Here is a 21,092-nt window from a genome sequence, read left to right on the forward strand (position 1 = left end):
ACTTAATCAACCTTTCTTTGTTTTTACATTCGTTCTGGAACTTCAATTCCTAATAATCCAAAAGCAAGTTTTATAGTATCGGCAACTTTTTTAGACAATTGCACTCTAAATACTTTTTTATCTTGATTTTCCTCACCAAGAATAGATACATTTTGGTAAAACGAATTGAATTCTTTTACCAAATCATACGTATAATTGGCGACTAAAGCCGGACTATGATTGTAAGCCGCATTCTGAATAACTTCTGGAAACAACTCAATTTGCTTGATTAATTCTTTTTCTTTTGGATGCAACTCAATTGTTACTTTTTGAGTAGTATCAAAGTTGGCTTTACGTAAAATCGACTGAATTCGAGCATAAGTATATTGAATAAATGGTCCAGTATTTCCAGCAAAATCAACCGATTCTTCAGGATTGAACAACATTGATTTCTTAGGATCTACTTTCAGCATAAAGTATTTCAATGCACCTAGTCCGATGGTATTGTACAAATTGGCTTTTTCGTCATCGGTATAACCGTCTAATTTGCCTAATTCTTCCGAAATTGATTTTGCCGTGCTAGTCATTTCTTCCATCAAATCATCGGCATCAACTACAGTTCCTTCTCGAGATTTCATTTTTCCCGAAGGCAATTCTACCATTCCGTAAGACAAATGATACAAGTTTTCTGCCCATTCGAAACCAAGTTTTTTCAGAATTAAAAACAAAACTTTAAAGTGGTAATCTTGTTCGTTTCCAACGGTGTACACCATTCCGCCAACATCGGGAAAATCTTTTACACGTTGAATTGCAGTTCCAATATCTTGCGTCATGTAAACCGCAGTTCCATCTGAACGAAGTACGATTTTTCTATCCAATCCGTCTGGCGTTAAATCAATCCAAACCGAACCATCAGCATCTTTTTCGAAAATTCCTTTTTCCAATCCAAATTGAACTACTTCTTTTCCTAACAAATACGTATTGGATTCGTAATAATAACTATCGAAATCAACACCTAAACTTTTGTAGGTTTGCGCAAAACCGTCGTAAACCCATTGGTTCATCGTTTTCCAAAGTTCCATAACTTCTGGTTTTCCAGCTTCCCAATCGAGTAGCATTTGTTGCGCTTCAAGAATAACCGGAGCTTGTTTTTTGGCTTCTTCTTCGGTTTTTCCTTCAGCCATTAATGCTGCTATTTCAGATTTATAGATTTTATCAAATTCTACATAATAATTACCAACCAACTTATCGCCTTTCAACCCAGAGTTTTCTGGAGTTTGTCCGTTTCCGAATTTCTGCCAAGCCAGCATCGATTTACAAATATGAATTCCTCTATCGTTGATGATTTGTGTTTTGTATACTTTTTTTCCTGATGCTTTGATGATTTCAGCAACCGAATAGCCTAGTAAATTGTTTCGAACGTGACCTAAATGTAAGGGTTTGTTAGTGTTTGGAGAAGAATATTCTACCATAACTGCTTTAGCATTTGCGGAAGCTGCAACAAATCCGAAAGTGTCATCAGATTGTATTTTATTAAAGAAATCTACATAGTAACGATCTGAAATTACAATATTTAGAAATCCTGCAACTACATTAAATTTTTCAACCTCAGCAAGATTTTCAACTAAATAATCTCCAATTTTAGTTCCTAACTCAACAGGATTTCCTTTGATAAGTTTAAGCAAAGGAAAAATTACAAGCGTAATATCGCCTTCAAAATCCTTCCTAGTGGCTTGAAACTCTAATTTTTCGATAGTAATTTCGAATAATTCTTGAATGGCTTTTTTAATACTTGGATTGAGAATTTCTTGTAGTGACATTTTAAAAAAATTTTATTAGTGCAAAGATATACTTTAATTAGAAAATGTTCTTGTTTTTTTGTGGTAGGGTATTCGTTTGTTTAAATGTTATTATAAGAGTACAATAGTTACTTATTTTTGTAAGTTTTTATTTTCAAAATAAAAAAAATTAACACTTTTAATCGATTTTATTTGCTTTTCATCGATTTTTATTTTAATATTTGCTGAACAATTGATCGTCAATGAAAAAAAAATTTACTCTGTTGGTTTTTCTTTTGCAAACAGCTCTGTTTTCGCAAAGCATTTCTGTAGATACTTCTACCTATACTGTACCTGAATTAGTTAACACTGTTCTAATAAATTCACCTTGTATCAATGCTACTAATGTTACTTGGAGAACAGGAACCAATTTTGGATCAGTAAACGGAATTGGTTATTTTCAAAATAGTAACCCAAACTTTCCGATGCAAAGTGGCGTTATTTTGAGTACTGGAAATGTACTAAACGCTGGTGGACCAAATTCTTCAATTTTGGCCGATGGTACGTCAAATTGGACTGGCGATTCCGATTTACAACAAGCGCTTGCCAATGCTGGAATAACCATGAATTCTACAAATGCTACAGTTTTAGAATTTGATTTTACTCCAATTTCTCCAAACTTTGATTTCGATTTTTTGTTTGCTTCAGAAGAATATGGTAACTTTCAGTGTCAATTTTCAGACGCATTTGCATTTCTATTAACCAATGTAGCTACTGGTGTTACAACAAACTTGGCAATAGTACCTGGAACTTCCGATCCTATTTCGGTTGTAACAATCAGAAACTTTCTTTTCAATTCTTCTTGTGCATCAGTGAATTCGCAATATTTTGGAAGTTTTAACGGCGGTTCTAATGCGGCTGCATCGGCAACTAATTTTAATGGACAAACTGTAATCATGAATGCTTCGGCTACGCTTACACCAAATGTTCTTTATAAAATAAAATTAGTTATCGCCGATCGTGGTGATTCGCAGTCTGACTCAGCGATATTTTTATCATCAAATAGTTTCAATATTGGGCAAGAAGTTTTAGGCAACGATTTAACAATTGCAAATAATGCAGCTATTTGTGCAAATACTACAACGTTACTTGACTCTGGTTTAGATCCAAACACGTACTCATTTGTATGGAGAAAAGATGGAGTAACGCTACCATCAGAAACTAATGCCACATTGTTGGTTTCACAACCAGGAATTTATGAACTTACTTATACTAATATTGCGTTTCCGTGTCAAACAATAACCGATTCAATTGTTGTAGAATTTCTTTCAGGATTTACAACTGCTGATCCAAGAGACTTGTACAGATGTGATAGTGGTCAATCTAATTATTCGTACAATTTGTCCGATAATACCACACTTATAAATGCTGGAACAACAACACCGTATACAATTTCATACCACTCAAGTGTAGCTGATGCAAGTTCAAATTCAAATGCATTAGCCACTACCTATTTTAGCAATGGAAACCAAACCATTTATGTAAGAATAGTTAATCCTAATACAGGCTGTTTTATAATAAAATCATTTCAATTATTGCTTACTAATCCGGCAGTTGCAGCAGCACCAACTGATTATACCGAGTGTTCTACAGACACTACGTCTGGAACTGCTATTTTTGATTTAAGTACTTTAAATGGTCAAGTTCTAAATGGATTAGACCCTGCAATTTATGGCGTATTTTATTATGCTTCAGTAGCAGATGTGTTGTCAAATTCCAATCCGCTTCCTAATTTCTATAATGTTGCCACAACAACTATTTATCCTGCTATACGACTTTTAGATGATGCGAGTTGCTTTGACTATACAACCGCAAATCTTATTGTATCGCAAATCCCATTAGTCGATACGTTACAAGAAGTAATTACTTGTACTAGCTATACGCTACCAGCACTCACCAATGGAAATTATTTTACACAATCTGAAGGAAATGGTACTGCTCTTTTCGCTGGAGATGTAATAACAGAAACACAAACCATATTCATCTATAATGTTAATACTACAACCCCTTTTTGTGATAACGAAAGTAGTTTTAATGTAACAATTATAGATCCAGATGATATTACTGATTATTCTGGAACTTATTGCGACGGATTTGTAATTCCTTCTGTTTTATTCGGAGATTATTTTACAGCGGCTGGTGGAAATGGAACGATACTTCCTGCCGGAACTCTACTTACTACCTCACAAACCATTCATTATTATTTTGAATCTACTGTTGCGCCTTTTTGCGTAATTGACTTACCTTCAGACTTAGTGATTTCTATTACGCAACAAGTTCCTACTTTACCAAATGGATTTGATTGTTCATCATTTGAATTACAACCACTTTCCTACGGCAACTATTACGACGCACCAGGAGGAACTGGAAATTTATTACCTGTCGGAAGTTCCATTACAAGTTCACAAACCGTTTATGTATACGGAATAACAGGAATTTGCTCCAGCCAATCGAGTTTTCAAGTAGTTATCGGTCTTGATTTTCCTACAGATGTAACGGCATGTGCCAACTATCAATTGCCTCCACTTGCTGTTGGAAACTATTACACAGGACCAATGGCAACAGGCAACCTCCTTCCTGTAGGAACAGTGATCAACACTACTCAAACAATTTATGTATTTGCTCAAAGTCAGTCGTCACCCAATTGTACCGACACTTATAATTTTACAGTAACCATTATACTCCCGGTAATTCAAGTACCTACAGTAACTAGCGGATGCGAAAATTATACACTACCAACACTACCAGTTGGAAATTATTACACAGGTTCGGGTGCAACAGGAACGATGCTGAATGCTGGTGATGTAATTTCAAATTCTCAAAACTTATACATTTATGTAACGGACAATAACGGTTGTGCAAATGAAGTTATTTTTTTCGTAACAGTTTTTCAACGACCAACAGTCGATTCAAGATCGGATATCGATGCTTGTCATTCGTACACACTAACCAATTTACTAAACGGAAATTATTTCACCGGACCAAATGGAACTGGAACAATGTATTCTGGTGGAACTGTGCTCACCACTTCGCAACAATTGTACATATATAATATTCAAAATGGTTGTAGTGCCGAAACGAGTTTTCAGCTCACAATATTTACAATTACTGCTCAAGTTGAGCAAGATGTGACACGATGTGACAATTATGTTTTACCAACTTTAACTGGAAATAACAAATATTACACACAGCCAAATGGATCATATGGAACTGGCAGCGAAATAGCAGCAGGAACCACAATTACAAGCACGCAAACCATCTATATTTTCATAGAGTCGGGTGCGCGAATCAATTGTACCGATGAAAGCAGTTTTGTTGTAACTATTATTCCAACACCATTTGTAGACAATGTGAGCAATGTTACAGCTTGTAATTCGTACACACTTCCAAATCTTACTGTTGGACGGTATTTTACACAATCGGGAGGAAATGGCACAGAGCTTTTTGCTGGTGGATTAATAACGGCCAATCAAACAGTTTATGTTTATGAAGAAACTGGAACCGCAACTAATTGTTTCGACGAAAAAAGTTTTGCGATTACAATTTATAATGTAGATGAATTACAGGACATCACTACTTGCGAAAGCTATACCTTACCAACATTAGTAAACGGAAATTACTACAATGCTAGTGGAGGAACTGGAGGAATGCTACCGCAAGGAAGTACCATAAATGCGAGTCAAACCGTTTATATTTATGGTACATCAGGATTTAATCCAAATTGTTTTGATGAGTCATCATTTGATGTAACTATAATTTCGACACCATTAGCCAATTCTGTTCCAATACAGCAAAGAACTGTATGCGATGAAGACGGAACGAATGATGGAATTACAGCATTCAATTTATCGCAACTTGATAGTACGGTATTAGGAACACAAACTGGAACTGAATTTTCGGCTACTTATTTTGCTAGCCTTACTGATGCTAATGCCAATGTCAATTCCATTACAACAACTAGTTTAAGTCTTGTGTATGTTAGAGTTAGTAACAGTTTAACTACAAATTGTTACGATATTAAACCAATTCAAATAATAGTAAACAAACTTCCAGAACCCAATGCAAAAGACGGCATTGTATGCATCGAAAGTGCTACTGGAACGGTTTTAAATCCTTATACGTTCAATAGTGGTTTATCGACTTCTAATCATACTTTTCAATGGTTTGACGCTACTGGAACAATTGTTGGAACAGATTCTAATTATCAAACAAATGTAGCTGGAACATTTAGCCTGATTGCTACAAATACGATGACAGGATGTTCCTCTGAAGAATTATTTGTAACTGCTAATCCATCAGAACCAGCTATCGTAGCCTACACCGTCAATGAAGATTTTGCAAACAATCAAGTGCTAACAGTACAAGCAACTGGATCCGGTGGAAATTACGAATACCAATTAGACAGCGGTAATTTTCAAAGTAGTCCGATTTTTGAAAACGTTGCTTCAGGAATGCACACAATAACGGTAAGAGATTTAAACGAATGCGGTTCGACCACTATCGATGCCATTGTAATCAATTATCCTAAATTTTTCACTCCGAATGGTGATGGTGCAAATGAGACATGGAACATTGTAGATTTAAGAGATCAAGATTTTTCCAGTATTTCAATATTTGACCGATTCGGAAAATTGATTAGTGTTATAAAACCTTCAGGAAATGGTTGGAATGGATTGTATAAAAATCAAATGTTACCATCAGACGATTATTGGTTTTCGGTAACCTATCTTAAAAATGGTAAGTCAAAAGAATTTAAAGCCCATTTCGCATTAAAACGATAAAAAAAAAACTCAAAAGAAATTTTGAGGTTTTTGTTATCTGTTAAAGAATTACCATTTAATAATTGCACTTGCCCAAGTAAATCCGCTACCGAATGCAGCAAGAACTACAGTATCGCCACTTTTAATTTTTCCTTGTTCCCAAGCTTCGGTCAACGCTATCGGAATAGAAGCCGCTGTTGTATTTCCGTATTTCTGAATATTGTTAAACACTTGATCGTCATTCAGTTTGAATTTTTGCTGAATAAACTGTGAAATTCTTAAATTGGCTTGATGTGGAACCAACATATTAATATCGGAAACTTGCAAGTTGTTGGCAGACAAACCTTCCATGATAACTTCACTAAATCGAACCACGGCATTTTTAAATACAAATTGTCCGTTCATGTAAGGAAAATAACTATCATCAGTAGGATCGTTATCAGCAATAATATCAGTTACCCAACGGTCGCCCATTCCTGGAGCTTTTACGATCAATTCTTCGGCATGCAAGCCTTCTGAATGCAAATGAGTAGATAAAATTCCTTTAGATAAATCTTCCTCGCGACTCAAAACCGCAGCGCCAGCGCCATCGCCAAAAATCACTGAAACACCACGTCCTCTATCAGTCATGTCCAATCCAGTAGAATGTACTTCTGAACCAATAACCAAAATGTTTTTATACATTCCCGTTTTAATATATTGATCGGCAACCGACAACGCATAGATAAATCCAGAACATTGGTTTCTAACATCCAAGGCGCCAACCGTTTTTAAACCCAAATCACGTTGTACCAAAACTCCTGGACCAGGAAAATAATAATCAGGACTAAGTGTAGCAAATACAACAAAATCTATATCTTCGTTGGCAACACCCGAACGCTCAATTGCAATTTTAGCTGCTTTCACACCCATAGTGGTTGTGGTATCTTCGCCTCGGATAATATGACGGCGTTCTTTAATACCGGTACGTTCCTGAATCCAAGCATCATTAGTATCCATAATTTTGGATAAATCATCGTTGGTCACTACATTTTCTGGAACATAAAAACCTAGTCCCGCTATTTTTGAATGAAACATATAATTAATTATTTAGCAAATTTAATACTACAAATTTACTAATCTTTTAAAAAATACCGACTCTAAAATCAAATTAATATTAATTAGGGAAAATGGTGTTATAGAATTTAAAATTAGTTATAAAAACAACTGTTTTATTTGAACGTTTTTTCTTAAATTTATACAAATTATTACTTTGCTATTATAAATATTTTAAATGCAAAATTTGAGTAATGTAAACTTAATACCAATGAAAAAGATATTTATAATAACATTTATTACTGTATTAAGTTTTGGATGTAAAGTACAACAAGGTAATCAAGCACCATTAAATATAATACCAATACAAGATCATCAATTAGGTACTGCTGAGTCTAACGATTACTTAAAGGACACCGACAATCTTTTAAATCCATATGTAGGTACATGGTTGTATACAAATGGAACGACTTCTTTAAAAATAATTCTCAAAAAAGCAGTAAATCACAACAATGAATACTTTCGTGAAGATATACTTTATGGTGAATACCAATATATAGAAAATGGAATCACTAAAATTGATGGTTTATCTCGTATAAATATGTTTAAAAATAAGGAGGAAAATAGTATAAATGGCAACCAAATATTATTAAAAAATGATGTTGGATTTCCATGCAAGGAATGTAATGCCGGTGAAACGAGAGTTCAACTATTTATAATAAATCCACATTTTGAAAACTCAGGAGGTTCCATATATTTAAGAAGTATTGCAGTAAATAATCAAACTGCAATTTCAGCTTTTATTTATTTTGATGGTAGAAGTGGTTATCAAGATCCCAACTTAAATATTATAAATCAAGAAGCTCCAATACCAATACCACAAGCTTTTTATACATTAATAAAACAATAACCCAAAACTAAAAATCCAAACTTTTTACAGTTTGGATTTTTTTTAAAACAATATAAACTAGCTTTTTTTACAATTCTTCAACAGTTGCATCAGCTGCATTTTTCTTAACCGATTCTATTCCGTTATCTCTGGCAATAGCACTTTCATACATTTCGCTGTTGCCAATAATTTGTCCGTTACCGGCTTTCAAATTAAAATAAGGCTGGCCACTTTTGCTTTCTAATTTTTCAAATTTCGAATCATCTTGAGCGTTTTTTCGCACCGATTCTATTCCGTTTTCACACGCTGCTTTGGTCGAATAACCTTCGCTAGCCAAAATTGTTTGTCCGTTTCCTGCTTTTAAGTTAAACTGAAATTCTCCGTTTTTTCTAGTTGAAATTACAAATTTTCCCATAGTATTACAATTAAGTTGTTGGTTTAAAGTAAACTAAAAGTACTAAATTATTTTAAATGAAATCAATTTACGTCTTAAAAAATATCTATTTCACGATTTTAACCGACTGTCGTCCGGTGTTGGTGTGTAAATTCAAAATGTAACTTCCTTTAGGATAAGGAAAATCAAAAGTATAGCTTTGCGTTCCAGCCGTCGTAATTAGAGATCTTGTCAGTTGCGAAATCAATTGTCCTGTAACCGAATACAAACCCAAGACTAAATTATCATTACCAATAAAATCAATCGCAACATGCAGTTTATCTGTAATCGGATTGGGCGCCACAACAACTTTCAAAGGCGTTCGTTCTTGCTCTGTAAATGGCGTAACCGATAAATTATTGGTCATCTTATAAATTGTGGTGCCACAAGCATACGCCAAATTATCATTTATAAACTGAATACGGTTCAAATTACTACCTACCGTAGTGTTAGTCCAAGTTGTACCGCCATCCAACGTTTCATAAAAACCAGTGTGATGACCGCCTATCCAACCATGATTTTCGGTTACAAAACCTATTGCTTGCACATCTACATCTGGTACATTTTTAGAAATCCAAGTTGTACCACCATTAGTGGTTTTAATCATTCGTCCCGGATTGGGCGCAATTGATTCTACCGAACCAAAAATAGTAGCATTATTGGTATTCGGTAAAATTTGTAATTTCCACACGTATTCTCCAGCAATCGTTCCGTTGTATAAAGTTGTCCATGTTGCGCCACCATCAGTAGTTTTTAGTACGATTGCTCCAGTGGCATTGTTTCCAGATGCATAACCTGTGTTTTCATCAATAAACAAAACTTCTACCAATGCATTGGCATAGGCACTCATATTAATGTATTGCCAAGTTGCGCCACTATCTACCGATTTGATGATGTATGCTGGCGAAAAATAAGCGCCACATCCATAAACAGTTGTACTTCCTACACAATCAATACCACAAATGGCTTCGGGATTTGTAGTGAAATTGGTCACCAAATTCCAAGTTGTTCCACCGTCTATACTTTTATAAAAAGTTCCACTCAAGGTTCCTAAAAAACCAATATTTTCATTTAAAAATTCTATATTTCTAAAATACTGAAATCCGCCAAGACTACCACTAGCTATTTGCTGCGTCCAAGTTGTACCTCCATCTGTAGTTTTATATAAGGCAGAATAATAACCTTTAATTGCCCAACCCAAATTGGCATTTAGAAAAAAAACATCGTCAAAACGTTGTCCGTTAATATCAGTAGGAATTGAGGTTATTGGAGACCAAGTAAGTTGTGCCGAAGCCATTGAAGAAATAAACACAACCAAAAGGTATATTTTTTTCATTTATTTAAATTTTTATTTTTTTAGTAGAACCATTTTATTTCGCTTTATAATCATTTGAATTTGTTTACAACAAACTTTCGATAGCAACGATTTGAAAATATTTTCCATTACAAAAATAAATCATTTATCAATACAAAAATTGATGTTAAATAGAAGATTTGAAAGTAATTTGTAACAACTTTATAGTATTTTAGTCCAATAAAACATACTATAACCTTCTTATTTATGAAAATAAAATTTTTATTCTTTTTACTGTTCGGATTTTCGGTCGTTGCACAAGAAAATGTAACGTATCAAAAACCACCAAAATCAATTATGGATTTGGCCGATTACGAGCGCGCACCATCAGTTTCTATGGATTCTAAAAAGCAATACATGCTTTTATCTTACAGAAATACTTACAAAACTTTAGACGATTTAAACCAAGAAGAAATGCGACTTGGCGGTTTACGCATCAATCCTATTACGAACATTTCAAGTACGGCATCGTATGTAAACAATCTAAAAATTAGAAAAGTTGCTGGAAAAGAGGAAATGCAAGTGATTGGTTTACCGCAAAATCCAAAACTTACCAATATCTCTTGGTCGCCAGACGAAAAGAAAATTGCATTTTCGAATACCACCGCTACCGGAGTTGAACTTTGGATTATCGATGTAGTATCGGCAAAAGCAACCAAACTTACAGATGCAAAGGTAAATGCAAACCTTGGAAGCCCTTTTAGTTGGTACAACGACAGTCAAAGTATTTTAGTAAAAATGCTGCCACAAAATAGAGTTCCACTTTTAGACACCAAAAAAGATTTGCCAACTGGACCAATTATTTCAAATGCCGATGGCAAGAAATCACAGAATAGAACCTACCAAGATTTGTTGAAAAACAAAACCGATGAAACCAATTTTGAAAATTTAGTAACTTCTGAATTATACAAAGTAAACCTTGACGGAAAAGCAACCTTGTACAAAGCAGCCGATTTATTTTCTGGACAAGGCTTTTCACCTGATGGGAATTACATCATGATTACAACCATTCAGAAACCGTTTTCTTACATTGTGCCTTTAGACCGTTTTCCTTTAAAAACGGTGGTTTATGATTTGAGCGGAAAAGCTATAAAAACGGTGAATGAAGTTCCTTTAAACGAAATAATCCCTAAAGGTTTTATGGCAGTTCGAAAAGGAAAACGAAACATGAGTTGGCGTTTGGATAAACCAGCAACTTTATATTATGTGGAAGCTTTAGACGAAGGAAATCCATCGAACACAGTTGCTTTTCGTGACGAAATCTTTGTTTGGAATGCACCTTTTACCGAAAATCCAACAAGTCTTGCTAAAACAGTGCAACGTTTTGGTGGAATAATTTGGGGTAACGAAACCACCGCAATTTTATCGGAACAATGGTACGATACTAGAAACGAAAAAACATTTTTATTCAATCCGTCCAATCCTTCAGAAGCACACAAAGTTTTATTTGATAGAAATTCACAAGATATTTATTCAGATCCGGGAAGTTTTGAAACCAAGAAAAACGAATTTAACAGATATGTCTTAGCGATAGAAAACGGCAATGCCTTTTTAATTGGTGATGGATTTACTAAAGACGGTCAATTTCCATTTATTGCCGAATACAATTTAAAAACATTACAAACTAAGCGTCTTTACACCTCAACGTATAAAGATAAAAAAGAAGATATTTTATCGATCGAAGATTTCAAAAAAGGTGACGTTTTGGTCATGATGCAATCTAAAAATGAATATCCAAATTACTATTTTAGAAATATTAAAAGTAAAAAATTAACGCCTATTACCAGTTTCAAAAATCCATTTGAAAGCATCAAAGATGTTTACAAAGAAGTGATAAAATACCAACGCAAAGATGGTGTTGCACTAAGCGGAACATTATACTTACCAGCAGGTTATGATCGTGCTAAAAAGGAGAAATTACCATTGCTGATTTGGGCTTATCCAGCAGAATATAAAGACAAAAACAGCGCTGGACAAAGTAATCAAAATCCAAATGAATTTACAGCGCCTTATTACGGTTCATTTGTATATTGGGTAACACGTGGTTATGCGGTTTTAGACGATGCGGCGTTCCCAATTATCGGAGAAGGAACTACAGAACCTAATGATAATTTTATTGCGCAATTGGTTGATAATGCCGAAGCTGCTATTGATGCTGTGGATAAATTAGGATACATCAATCGTAAAAAAGTGGCAGTTGGAGGACATTCTTATGGTGCGTTTATGACTGCAAACTTACTAACCCATTCCAACCTATTTGCCTGCGGAATTGCTCGTAGTGGTGCATATAATAGAACATTGACGCCTTTCGGATTTCAAAGTGAACAACGAAATTATTGGGAAGCTACCGATGTGTACAACAAGATGTCGCCTTTTATGAATGCCGAAAAAATGAAAACACCACTTTTATTAGTTCATGGTGAAGCCGATAACAATCCTGGAACGTTTACACTACAAACCGAGCGTTACTTTCAAGCATTAAAAGGCCTTGGAGCGCCGGCAAGAATGGTAATTCTTCCTAAAGAAGCGCACAGCTATGTTGCTAAAGATAATATTTTGCACTTGCTGTGGGAACAAGATCAGTTTTTGGAAAAATATTTGAAAAACTAATTTGAAAAACGCTTATAATAGACCTTTGAATATATTTTAAAGGTCTATTTTATTTTTAAAGCTACTTGTGATTTTAAATCCAATGCTACATCGTGCTCAAAAAAAAGAATTTGATTTTCAAATGTTGCTTCTATCAAATAATGATTGCCTCGATAGTAACATTTTAAAACAATTACTTTAAAATCGGATTCTTCAGTTACAGACAATTGATGCGGATAAATAAATTGTGTAATTCCGTCGATAATTAGTTCATTCACATCACCAAAAAGTGAGGCAACGTAATGATTCTTCGGATTTTTATAAATATAATTTGGAGTGCCTTTTTCAATTATGGTGCCTTTTTGCATAACCAAAACTTCATCTGCAAACGACAAAACATCAGTACTGTCGTGAGTAGCAATAAGCGTTGTAATTTCTTGTTGCTTAAAATAAGCAAACAGCTTTCTTCGCAAACTATTTTTTCTGAAATTATCAATGTGACTAAATGGCTCATCAAGCAATAAAACTTCAGGTTCTAAAGCCAAGACTCGTGCTAATGCTACGCGCTGCATTTGACCACCACTAAGATATTTTGCTTTGATAGTAGCAAACTCAGTCATTTCAACAACATCAAGAAGTTCTCGGATTCTAGATTGCTTTTTATGAGAATCTAAATTTGAAAGGTATTTACCAACATTTTCGGCTACGGTTATAAATGGCATTAAATCGAAATCTTGCGCTAAATATTTCATGAAATCCATTCCTGGAATAAGATGGTATTTCGGACCTAAAACTTCGGAATCATTCCAAAATATTCGACCTTCATTCAAATCGTACAAGCCATAAATAAGTTTCAACAAAGTGCTTTTACCACAACCACTTTCTCCAATTATTGCAAGACTTGATCCTTTTGGTACTAATAAATTGGTTTTTGAAATGGTGAGCTCTTGGTTGTAACCAAATGAAATATTGTCTAATCGAAGCATGAGTAGTTATTGTGATGCAAAAATACAAAAAGAAAAGAGCAACTTTGTAATAAAATTGCTCTTTTCAACCTAACCAATAAAACAAACAAAACTAGTTTTGTTACTGTAAATATTTTTTAAACGATTTGGTTTGCACTCGTGCTTTCAAGTCGTGTAATAAATTGTATAGACCAAAAAAGGTTCTATTGATGTATAAAAAATGTTTGGATCCTCTGTTACCATTCATTTTTCTTAGTTGCGTATCTTTAGTCAACTCTTCTCCCATTTTGGCAATATTCCCAAAGAATTCTTCATCAGAAAAGTCAAAGAAATCACCGTGGAATGGTTTAGTGAAAAGGCTTAAAAGATTGTGAAACATTTTGGTAAAATATTTTATCTCTTCTGGTGAATCGTCTTTTCTTAAAATTTCCAATTCGTACAGTTTTTCATTGAACTTTATCGGGTTATCAATCACTTCAACCGATGCCAATTCAAAATAAGGGATGTAAAATTCCTCAGGAACTTTTTTAATACAACCAAAATCAATGGCTACCAAATTATCATCTTTATCAATCAAGAAGTTTCCTGGATGCGGATCGGCATGAACTTCTTTTAACCCGTGCATTTGAAACATGTAAAAATCCCATAATGCCTGACCTATTTTGTCACCTTTTTCTCGGTCTTCATTTATTTTAGTAAATTCAGATAAGTGAATTCCATCAATCCACTGCATGGTCAAAATTTTATCAGAAGATAATTCTGGATAATATTCAGGAAATCTTAAATTGTCAATTTTGGCACATTTTTCAGAAATAGAAACACTTTGCTTCAACTCCAAGTTGTAATCGGTTTCCTCTAACAATTTGTCTTCAACTTCTTTAAAATATTTTTCAGAATCTTTACCTCTCAAATTAAACATTCGAGTTGCAAATGGCTTTACCATTGTCAAATCCGAACTTATACTTTCCGCAACACCTGGATATTGGATTTTCACAGCAAGATTTTTCCCATCTTTGGTTGCCTTGTGTACCTGACCGATACTTGCAGCATTCATAGCATCTGGCGAAAACGTGTCGTATAAGTTCTCTGGATATTGACCAAAATATTTTTTGAACGTTTTTCTCACTAATGGCGCAGAAAGCGGAGGAACCGAAAACTGCGATAGCGAGAATTTATCTACATATTGTTGTGGCATAATGCTCTTGTCCATACTCAGCATTTGAGCAACTTTCAAAGCACTTCCTTTTAAATTTTTTAATCCATCATAAATGTCTTCTGCATTATTCTCATTCAGTTTATCTTTACTCAATGATGGATTTACAATTTTTTCTCCGTAATAAGCAATATAATTACCTCCTACTTTGAAACCAGTTTTAACAAGCTGACTTGCTCTGTCTATTTTATTGGTCGGAATTCTATCAATGGTTTTCATATTATTTTCTTTCTTTCCAAAGGAATTTCCCTAAATCCAATAGACTTTCTAATGGTTTTGTGTCTAATAAATCAACTACTGTATTCACTGATTTTTCAATTAACACATCTGTTTTTTCGAATCCTTTAGAACTGTCATCAATCCAAAATTTCAATAAAAACAAAAACTGTATCCATGCGCCTTCTGAAAATACTGGTTTGGCAATCTTATTTATTTTACCCGTATTATCCGTAACATTTGATTCTATGATAGATACGACAAATTCTTTAAATTGGTTTCTAAAATCTTTTAACGCTGTTAAATTTTTTAATCCTTTGTCGTTTTCTTTTAATGAAAAAACAACATAACTTCGATTAAGCGTAAGTATTTCAAATAAAGTAAAATACAAAGTTAGCAGCTTATTTTTATCGGAATAACCTTCAAAAGACTCGTCTTTATTAATTGTAGTTAGAGCATTTTCTAAAAATTTGACCCAAATATCTTTTTTTACCGCTTCTAAAGTTCCGTAAAACGAATAAAATTCTGATTCATCAATTTTGTTTTCTTTACAAAATTTGAATACATTTTTTAGTTCTTGATTGTGCTCCAAAACCGTATCCATGTATTTCGAAATAATAAAATTATCGTCAATCAACTTCTTTTTAACTGTGGTTTTTTTAACCGTATCCATGGTGATTTAATTTATTGAGTGTAAAGTTAATTATTGTTTAACTTATTTCAAAATTTAATAAACAAAACTTTTGTTAATGTTCGTTCAAAAAAATTGAAAGTAAAAAAAAACGACTCCAATTGAAGTCGTTTTAGAATAATGTATGATTTTAAAAAATTAGTTTCCTTCTTTTTTAGCTTGTTCAACCATTTTTTCATTAGCTGTAATTGCAAATTCTACACGACGGTTTTGAGAACGTCCTTCTGGTGTATCATTTGTTGCAATTGGATCAGCAATACCCAAACCAGTAGTTGAGAATCTTGAAGTATTCAAACCTTTTCCAGCTAAATACGATTTTACAGAAGCTGCTCTTTGCTCTGATAATGTTTGATTAAATTCAACGCTACCAGTACTATCAGTATATCCATAAATTACAATATCAGTATCAGCATAACTTTGAAATACAGAAACCAATTTATCCAAATTGGCTTTTGCAGCAGGAGTTAGTGTAGATTTACTTGTATCAAATCGAACTGCATTTTCTCCCAATACCAAACGAATTCCTTCGCCAACACGCTCTACTTGCGCACCCGGTAAAGCGGTTTGAATTTCGCGTGCTTGCTTGTCCATTTTTTTACCAATAACACCACCAGCAACACCACCAACTACTCCACCAAGAACTGCTCCAAGAGCACCGTTACCACCTTTTCCAAGATTGTTTCCAAGTACAGCTCCAAGTACACCACCAGCAACAGCACCGATTCCGGCACCACGTTGTGTATTATTAGTATTTTTAACCGATTCGCAACTTGACAAAACGATTCCGAAACTCAAAATTGTTACAAGTGTATATAATTTAATATTTTTCATCTTTTTATTTTTTTAATTAATTTTTTGAAAATTGGTATACAACATCTACAGATTTTCCACCAACATTTATATTGTCTATCAATTGGAATGAATTTTCAGACAGATTAGCCAACTTCAATACATAACCAGTCAGTACTTTTTTAGATTTTGTATCGTTGATAATTTTTAATACAACTTGTCCTTCTTCGTTTACAAACCATGTAATTGGCGATGAAAAACTTGTACAACTTGGACTATTCAAAGCCATGTTTCCTTTATTATTATTCGAAATAAATTTCCATTGGCTGCCTACGAAACATTTAGAATCTGCAAGGTCAAAAGAATTTACTTTAATATAATCTGAACCTGGGTAGCTTACCGACGATATGCTCCACTCGCCTTTCATGATAACTTCAGCTTTATTGTTCAATTTAGTGTTCGTTGCCGATTTCGATTTGCAACCTAGTGCAAAAATTGCAAGTAGTAAAAGTAAAATGGATTTTTTCATTATATTTAAATTTAAAATTATGTTACAAAGATACTTTACATTGAATACACTACATTATATAATTTTTAAAAAAAATTGTAGAAATTCCACTACGTCAATTTGTCAGCTACTACTATTTGGTACTTAATTTGCAATAGTGTTGTAACAAGTTTAATTTAAATATTTATACTATGGCATCAGGAAAAATTAATGTTTCTGTAGAAAACATTTTCCCTTTAATTAAAAAATTTCTTTACAACGATCACGAAATTTTCCTACGCGAATTGGTTTCAAATGCAACCGATGCAACGCTAAAATTAAAACATCTAACGAGTATTGGCGAAGCCAAAGTTGAATATGGCAACCCAATTATTGAAGTAAAAATTGATAAAGAAGGTAAAAAACTGCACATCATAGACCAAGGTCTAGGAATGACTGCCGAAGAAGTAGAGAAGTACATCAACCAAGTTGCGTTTTCTGGAGCTGAAGAATTTTTAGAAAAATATAAAGATTCTGCCAAAGATTCAGGAATTATTGGTCATTTTGGATTAGGATTTTACTCTGCTTTTATGGTTGCCGAAAAAGTGGAAATTATCACTAAATCATTTAAAGACGAGCCAGCTGCGCATTGGACCTGCGACGGTAGTCCAGAATTTACATTAGTACCAAGCGACAAAACTTCTCGTGGAACCGAAATTATTCTTCATATTGCCGAAGATTCTTTAGATTTCTTAGAGGAATACAAAATTCGTGAGCTATTGAACAAGTACAATAAGTTCATGCCTATTCCAATTAAGTTTGGAACCAAAAAAGAAACACTTCCAAAACCAGAAGATGCTGCAGACGATTTTGTAGCCGAAGAAATAGAAGTTGACAATATTATCAACAATCCAAATCCTGCTTGGACAAAACAGCCAACTGAGTTAACGGATGAAGATTATAAAAATTTCTACCACGAATTGTATCCAATGCAATTTGAAGAACCATTGTTCAACATTCATTTAAATGTGGATTATCCGTTTAACCTGACTGGAATTTTATATTTCCCAAAAATGTCCAACGACATGCAAATACAAAAGGATAAAATCCAAATGTATCAAAATCAGGTTTTTGTAACGGATAATGTAGAAGGAATTGTACCTGAATTTCTAGGCATGTTAAAAGGTGTAATTGATTCGCCAGATATTCCGTTGAATGTATCTCGTTCAGGATTACAGGCTGATAGTAATGTGAAGAAAATTTCAAACTACATTACACGAAAAGTTGCTGATAAACTAAAAGCATTATTTACAGAAAACAGAGAAGATTTCGAGAAAAAATGGAACGATATCAAAATCGTGTTAGAATACGGAATGTTATCGGAACCAAAGTTTTATGAAAAAGCAGGTTCGTTTATTTTGTATCCAACAGTTGATGACAAGTATTTTACACTTGACGAACTGAAAGAAGCTTTAAAAGACAATCAAACCGATAAAAACGGAAAATTAGTAGTGCTTTATGCTTCAAATAAAGATACACAACACAGTTATATTGCTGCTGCAAAAGAAAAAGGATATCAGGTTTTACTATTAGATTCGCCAATTATTTCGCATTTAATTCAAAAATTAGAGTCGGATAACGAAAACCTAACTTTTGTTCGTGTTGATGGTGATTCAATCGAAAAATTAATTCAAAAAGACGAAGTTCAAATTTCGAAATTATCGGATGATGAAACAGAAAAATTAAAAACTGTTTTAGAAACTTTGGTTCCAAAACCAACTTACAATGTGCAATTGGAAGCTTTAGACAGCACTGCTTCACCATTCATTATCACACAACCAGAATTCATGAGAAGAATGAAAGAAATGAGTCAATCTGGCGGTGGCGGAATGTTTGGAATGGGTAACATGCCCGAAATGTACAATTTAGTAGTAAATTCTAATTCGGAATTGGCAACAACTATTTTAAACACAACTGATAAATCGACTCAAGAGCATTTGGTAAAACAAGCATTAGATTTAGCCAAAATCTCTCAAGGTTTATTAAAAGGTGAAGATTTAACTGCTTTTGTAAAACGAAGCTTTGAATTGATAAAATAATATTTTACAAATCAGTATAATGAACCTGCAAGTGACAATTTGCAGGTTTTTTTTATGTAAAAAATTGAAAACTAATTAACTACAACATTATAGTTACTATCTTTTTTTATGAATTTTAATAGTGATTGAATAAAATAGATTAGTTTTATCATAAAAAAATTCAAGATGTCACAAATACCAAGTCAATTCGTTATTGAAAAACCTTTACAGCAAACCACTTACCTTATTGATGGTGAGTTAAAGCATTGGCAAGGAGAAACTACAGATGTGTATTCAACCATTTCTTCAACTGAAAAGTACCAACCCACACTTTTGGGTTCAATTCCATCGATGGGCGAAAAAGAAGCTTTGGAAGCTATTGAATCGTCAGCACTAGCCTACAATAATGGTCAAGGTTTATGGCCAACAATGAAGGTTATTGATCGTATAAAATGCATGGAAAACTTTGTCGTGCAAATGAAAAAAACGCGCGCCGAAGTTGTAAAATTGATGATGTGGGAAATCGGAAAATCACTACCCGATTCTGAAAAAGAATTTGACCGAACCATAGAATACATTAACGATACTATTGAAGATTACAAGCAATTAGACCGAGATTCTGCACGATTTACCAAACATCAAGGTGTAAATGCTATTGTGCGTCGCGGTCCGCTTGGCGTTGTTTTGTGTCTCGGACCTTATAATTATCCGTTAAACGAAACCTTCTGTTTGCTAATTCCGGCAATAATTATGGGAAATACCGTAATTTTTAAACCAGCAAAATTGGGAGTTTTATTACTTTCACCATTATTAGAAGCCTTTCAAAACAGCTTTCCGAAAGGCGTAATCAATATTGTTTACGGTCGTGGACGCGAAGTAGCTTCGCCAATTATGAAATCGGGTAAAATTAGTATTTTGGCTTTGATAGGAAATAGTAAATCGGCAATTGCTTTGCAAGATCAACATCCTAATAAAAATAGATTGCGACTGGTTTTAGGGCTGGAAGCTAAAAATCCTGCTATCGTGTTACAAGATGCCGATTTGGATTTAGCAATTCAAGAGTGTATTTCAGGTACACTATCTTTTAATGGTCAGCGTTGTACTGCATTGAAGATTTTATATGTCCACGAATCCATTTCAGACGAATTCAATAAACGATTTGCCAAAAAAGTTGACGAATTAAAATACGGTAATCCGTGGGAAGAAGGTGTTTTTCTAACACCATTGCCAGAAGTAGAAAAACCAGATTATATTCAAGGACTAATTGATGATGCACTGCAAAACGGCGCTAAAATCATCAACGAAAAAGGTGGAAATAGAACCGAAAATTACATTTATCCTGCGATTTTATATCCAACTAATAAAAACATGAGAATTTATCATGAAGAGCAATTTGGTCCAGTTATTCCGATTATCAGTTTTAAAGACATTCAAGAACCTTTAAACGACATGGCAGAATCCAACTACGGACAACAAGTGAGTCTTTTCGGAAAAGATATCAAAACCATTGCGCCATTAATAGATACACTAGTAAATTTAGTTTGTAGAGTAAACTTAAACAGTTCTTGCCAACGCGGTCCAGACGTGTATCCGTTCACCGGACGAAAAGATTCAGCTGTTGGAACATTAAGCGTTCATGATGCCTTACGTTCGTTTTCGACAAGAACATTTGTGGCAAGTAAAGACAACGAATACAATAACGAAATTTTACAAGCACTACTTAACAACAAACTTTCCAATTTTATTAATACAGATTATATCTTGTAGCAAAACTAA

At 33.9% G+C, this 21,092-nt stretch carries 14 protein-coding genes; 5 read left to right on the plus strand and 9 right to left on the minus strand.

Features of this window, described 5'->3' with window-relative positions:
• Window positions 1-23 precede the first annotated feature (23 nt).
• Window positions 24-1,799 carry an arginine--tRNA ligase gene (gene argS, locus ACZ098_RS01480; protein ID WP_487309956.1) on the minus strand — a complete coding sequence of 592 codons (1,776 nt, stop codon included), beginning with the start codon at window positions 1,797-1,799 and terminating at the stop codon, window positions 24-26.
• Between the two features lie 221 nt (window positions 1,800-2,020).
• Between argS and ACZ098_RS01485 the strand changes: the two genes are divergently transcribed.
• On the plus strand, window positions 2,021-6,598 hold the full coding sequence (locus tag ACZ098_RS01485; RefSeq protein WP_487309957.1) for a T9SS type B sorting domain-containing protein: 4,578 nt from the start codon (window positions 2,021-2,023) through the stop codon (window positions 6,596-6,598).
• Between the two features lie 48 nt (window positions 6,599-6,646).
• Here ACZ098_RS01485 and ACZ098_RS01490 read toward each other — a convergent pair whose 3' ends face one another.
• Complete coding sequence (locus ACZ098_RS01490) at window positions 6,647-7,654, minus strand: 3-oxoacyl-ACP synthase III family protein (RefSeq protein WP_487309958.1); 1,008 nt, start codon at window positions 7,652-7,654, stop codon at window positions 6,647-6,649.
• 229 nt (window positions 7,655-7,883) lie between these two features.
• On the opposite strand from ACZ098_RS01490, the gene ACZ098_RS01495 reads away from it, so the two are divergent.
• Entirely contained in the window at window positions 7,884-8,522 is a 639-nt protein-coding gene (locus tag ACZ098_RS01495) for a DUF6705 family protein (RefSeq protein ID WP_487309959.1), read from the plus strand.
• Between the two features lie 67 nt (window positions 8,523-8,589).
• Here ACZ098_RS01495 and ACZ098_RS01500 read toward each other — a convergent pair whose 3' ends face one another.
• Together ACZ098_RS01500 and ACZ098_RS01505 are read right to left on the minus strand one after the other, a co-directional pair.
• Window positions 8,590-8,916: a YegP family protein gene (locus ACZ098_RS01500; protein ID WP_487309960.1), complete on the minus strand. Its 327-nt coding sequence runs from the start codon at window positions 8,914-8,916 to the stop codon at window positions 8,590-8,592.
• A gap of 85 nt (window positions 8,917-9,001) precedes the next feature.
• Window positions 9,002-10,270, minus strand: coding sequence for a T9SS type A sorting domain-containing protein (locus ACZ098_RS01505; protein WP_487309961.1), 1,269 nt, complete (start codon window positions 10,268-10,270; stop codon window positions 9,002-9,004).
• A gap of 225 nt (window positions 10,271-10,495) precedes the next feature.
• Between ACZ098_RS01505 and ACZ098_RS01510 the strand changes: the two genes are divergently transcribed.
• Window positions 10,496-12,898 (plus strand): S9 family peptidase, encoded by a 2,403-nt coding sequence (locus tag ACZ098_RS01510; protein WP_487309962.1) that lies wholly within the window; start codon window positions 10,496-10,498, stop codon window positions 12,896-12,898.
• Between the two features lie 44 nt (window positions 12,899-12,942).
• On the opposite strand, the gene ACZ098_RS01515 is transcribed toward ACZ098_RS01510, so the two are convergent.
• From ACZ098_RS01515 to ACZ098_RS01535, 5 genes are all read right to left on the minus strand, one after another.
• Window positions 12,943-13,863 (minus strand): ABC transporter ATP-binding protein, encoded by a 921-nt coding sequence (locus ACZ098_RS01515; protein ID WP_487309963.1) that lies wholly within the window; start codon window positions 13,861-13,863, stop codon window positions 12,943-12,945.
• A gap of 100 nt (window positions 13,864-13,963) precedes the next feature.
• Window positions 13,964-15,274 (minus strand): ABC1 kinase family protein, encoded by a 1,311-nt coding sequence (locus tag ACZ098_RS01520; RefSeq protein ID WP_487309964.1) that lies wholly within the window; start codon window positions 15,272-15,274, stop codon window positions 13,964-13,966.
• A gap of 1 nt (window position 15,275) precedes the next feature.
• Window positions 15,276-15,944, minus strand: coding sequence for a TetR family transcriptional regulator C-terminal domain-containing protein (locus ACZ098_RS01525; protein ID WP_487309965.1), 669 nt, complete (start codon window positions 15,942-15,944; stop codon window positions 15,276-15,278).
• Window positions 15,945-16,100: 156 nt separating this feature from the next.
• Window positions 16,101-16,793, minus strand: coding sequence for a YiaD family glycine zipper/OmpA-like lipoprotein (locus ACZ098_RS01530; RefSeq protein ID WP_487309966.1), 693 nt, complete (start codon window positions 16,791-16,793; stop codon window positions 16,101-16,103).
• 16 nt (window positions 16,794-16,809) lie between these two features.
• A complete protein-coding gene (locus tag ACZ098_RS01535) occupies window positions 16,810-17,280 on the minus strand; it encodes a lipocalin family protein (RefSeq protein ID WP_487309967.1) in 471 nt (156 codons plus the stop codon).
• 170 nt (window positions 17,281-17,450) lie between these two features.
• On the opposite strand from ACZ098_RS01535, the gene htpG reads away from it, so the two are divergent.
• Both htpG and ACZ098_RS01545 read left to right on the plus strand, forming a co-directional pair.
• Window positions 17,451-19,337 (plus strand): molecular chaperone HtpG, encoded by a 1,887-nt coding sequence (gene htpG / locus ACZ098_RS01540; RefSeq protein ID WP_487309968.1) that lies wholly within the window; start codon window positions 17,451-17,453, stop codon window positions 19,335-19,337.
• 165 nt (window positions 19,338-19,502) lie between these two features.
• Window positions 19,503-21,083, plus strand: a complete 1,581-nt coding sequence (locus tag ACZ098_RS01545) for an NADP-dependent glyceraldehyde-3-phosphate dehydrogenase (RefSeq protein ID WP_487309969.1) — start codon at window positions 19,503-19,505, stop codon at window positions 21,081-21,083.
• Window positions 21,084-21,092: the final 9 nt, after the last annotated feature.

This window comes from Flavobacterium sp. SP2 (assembly GCF_057626655.1).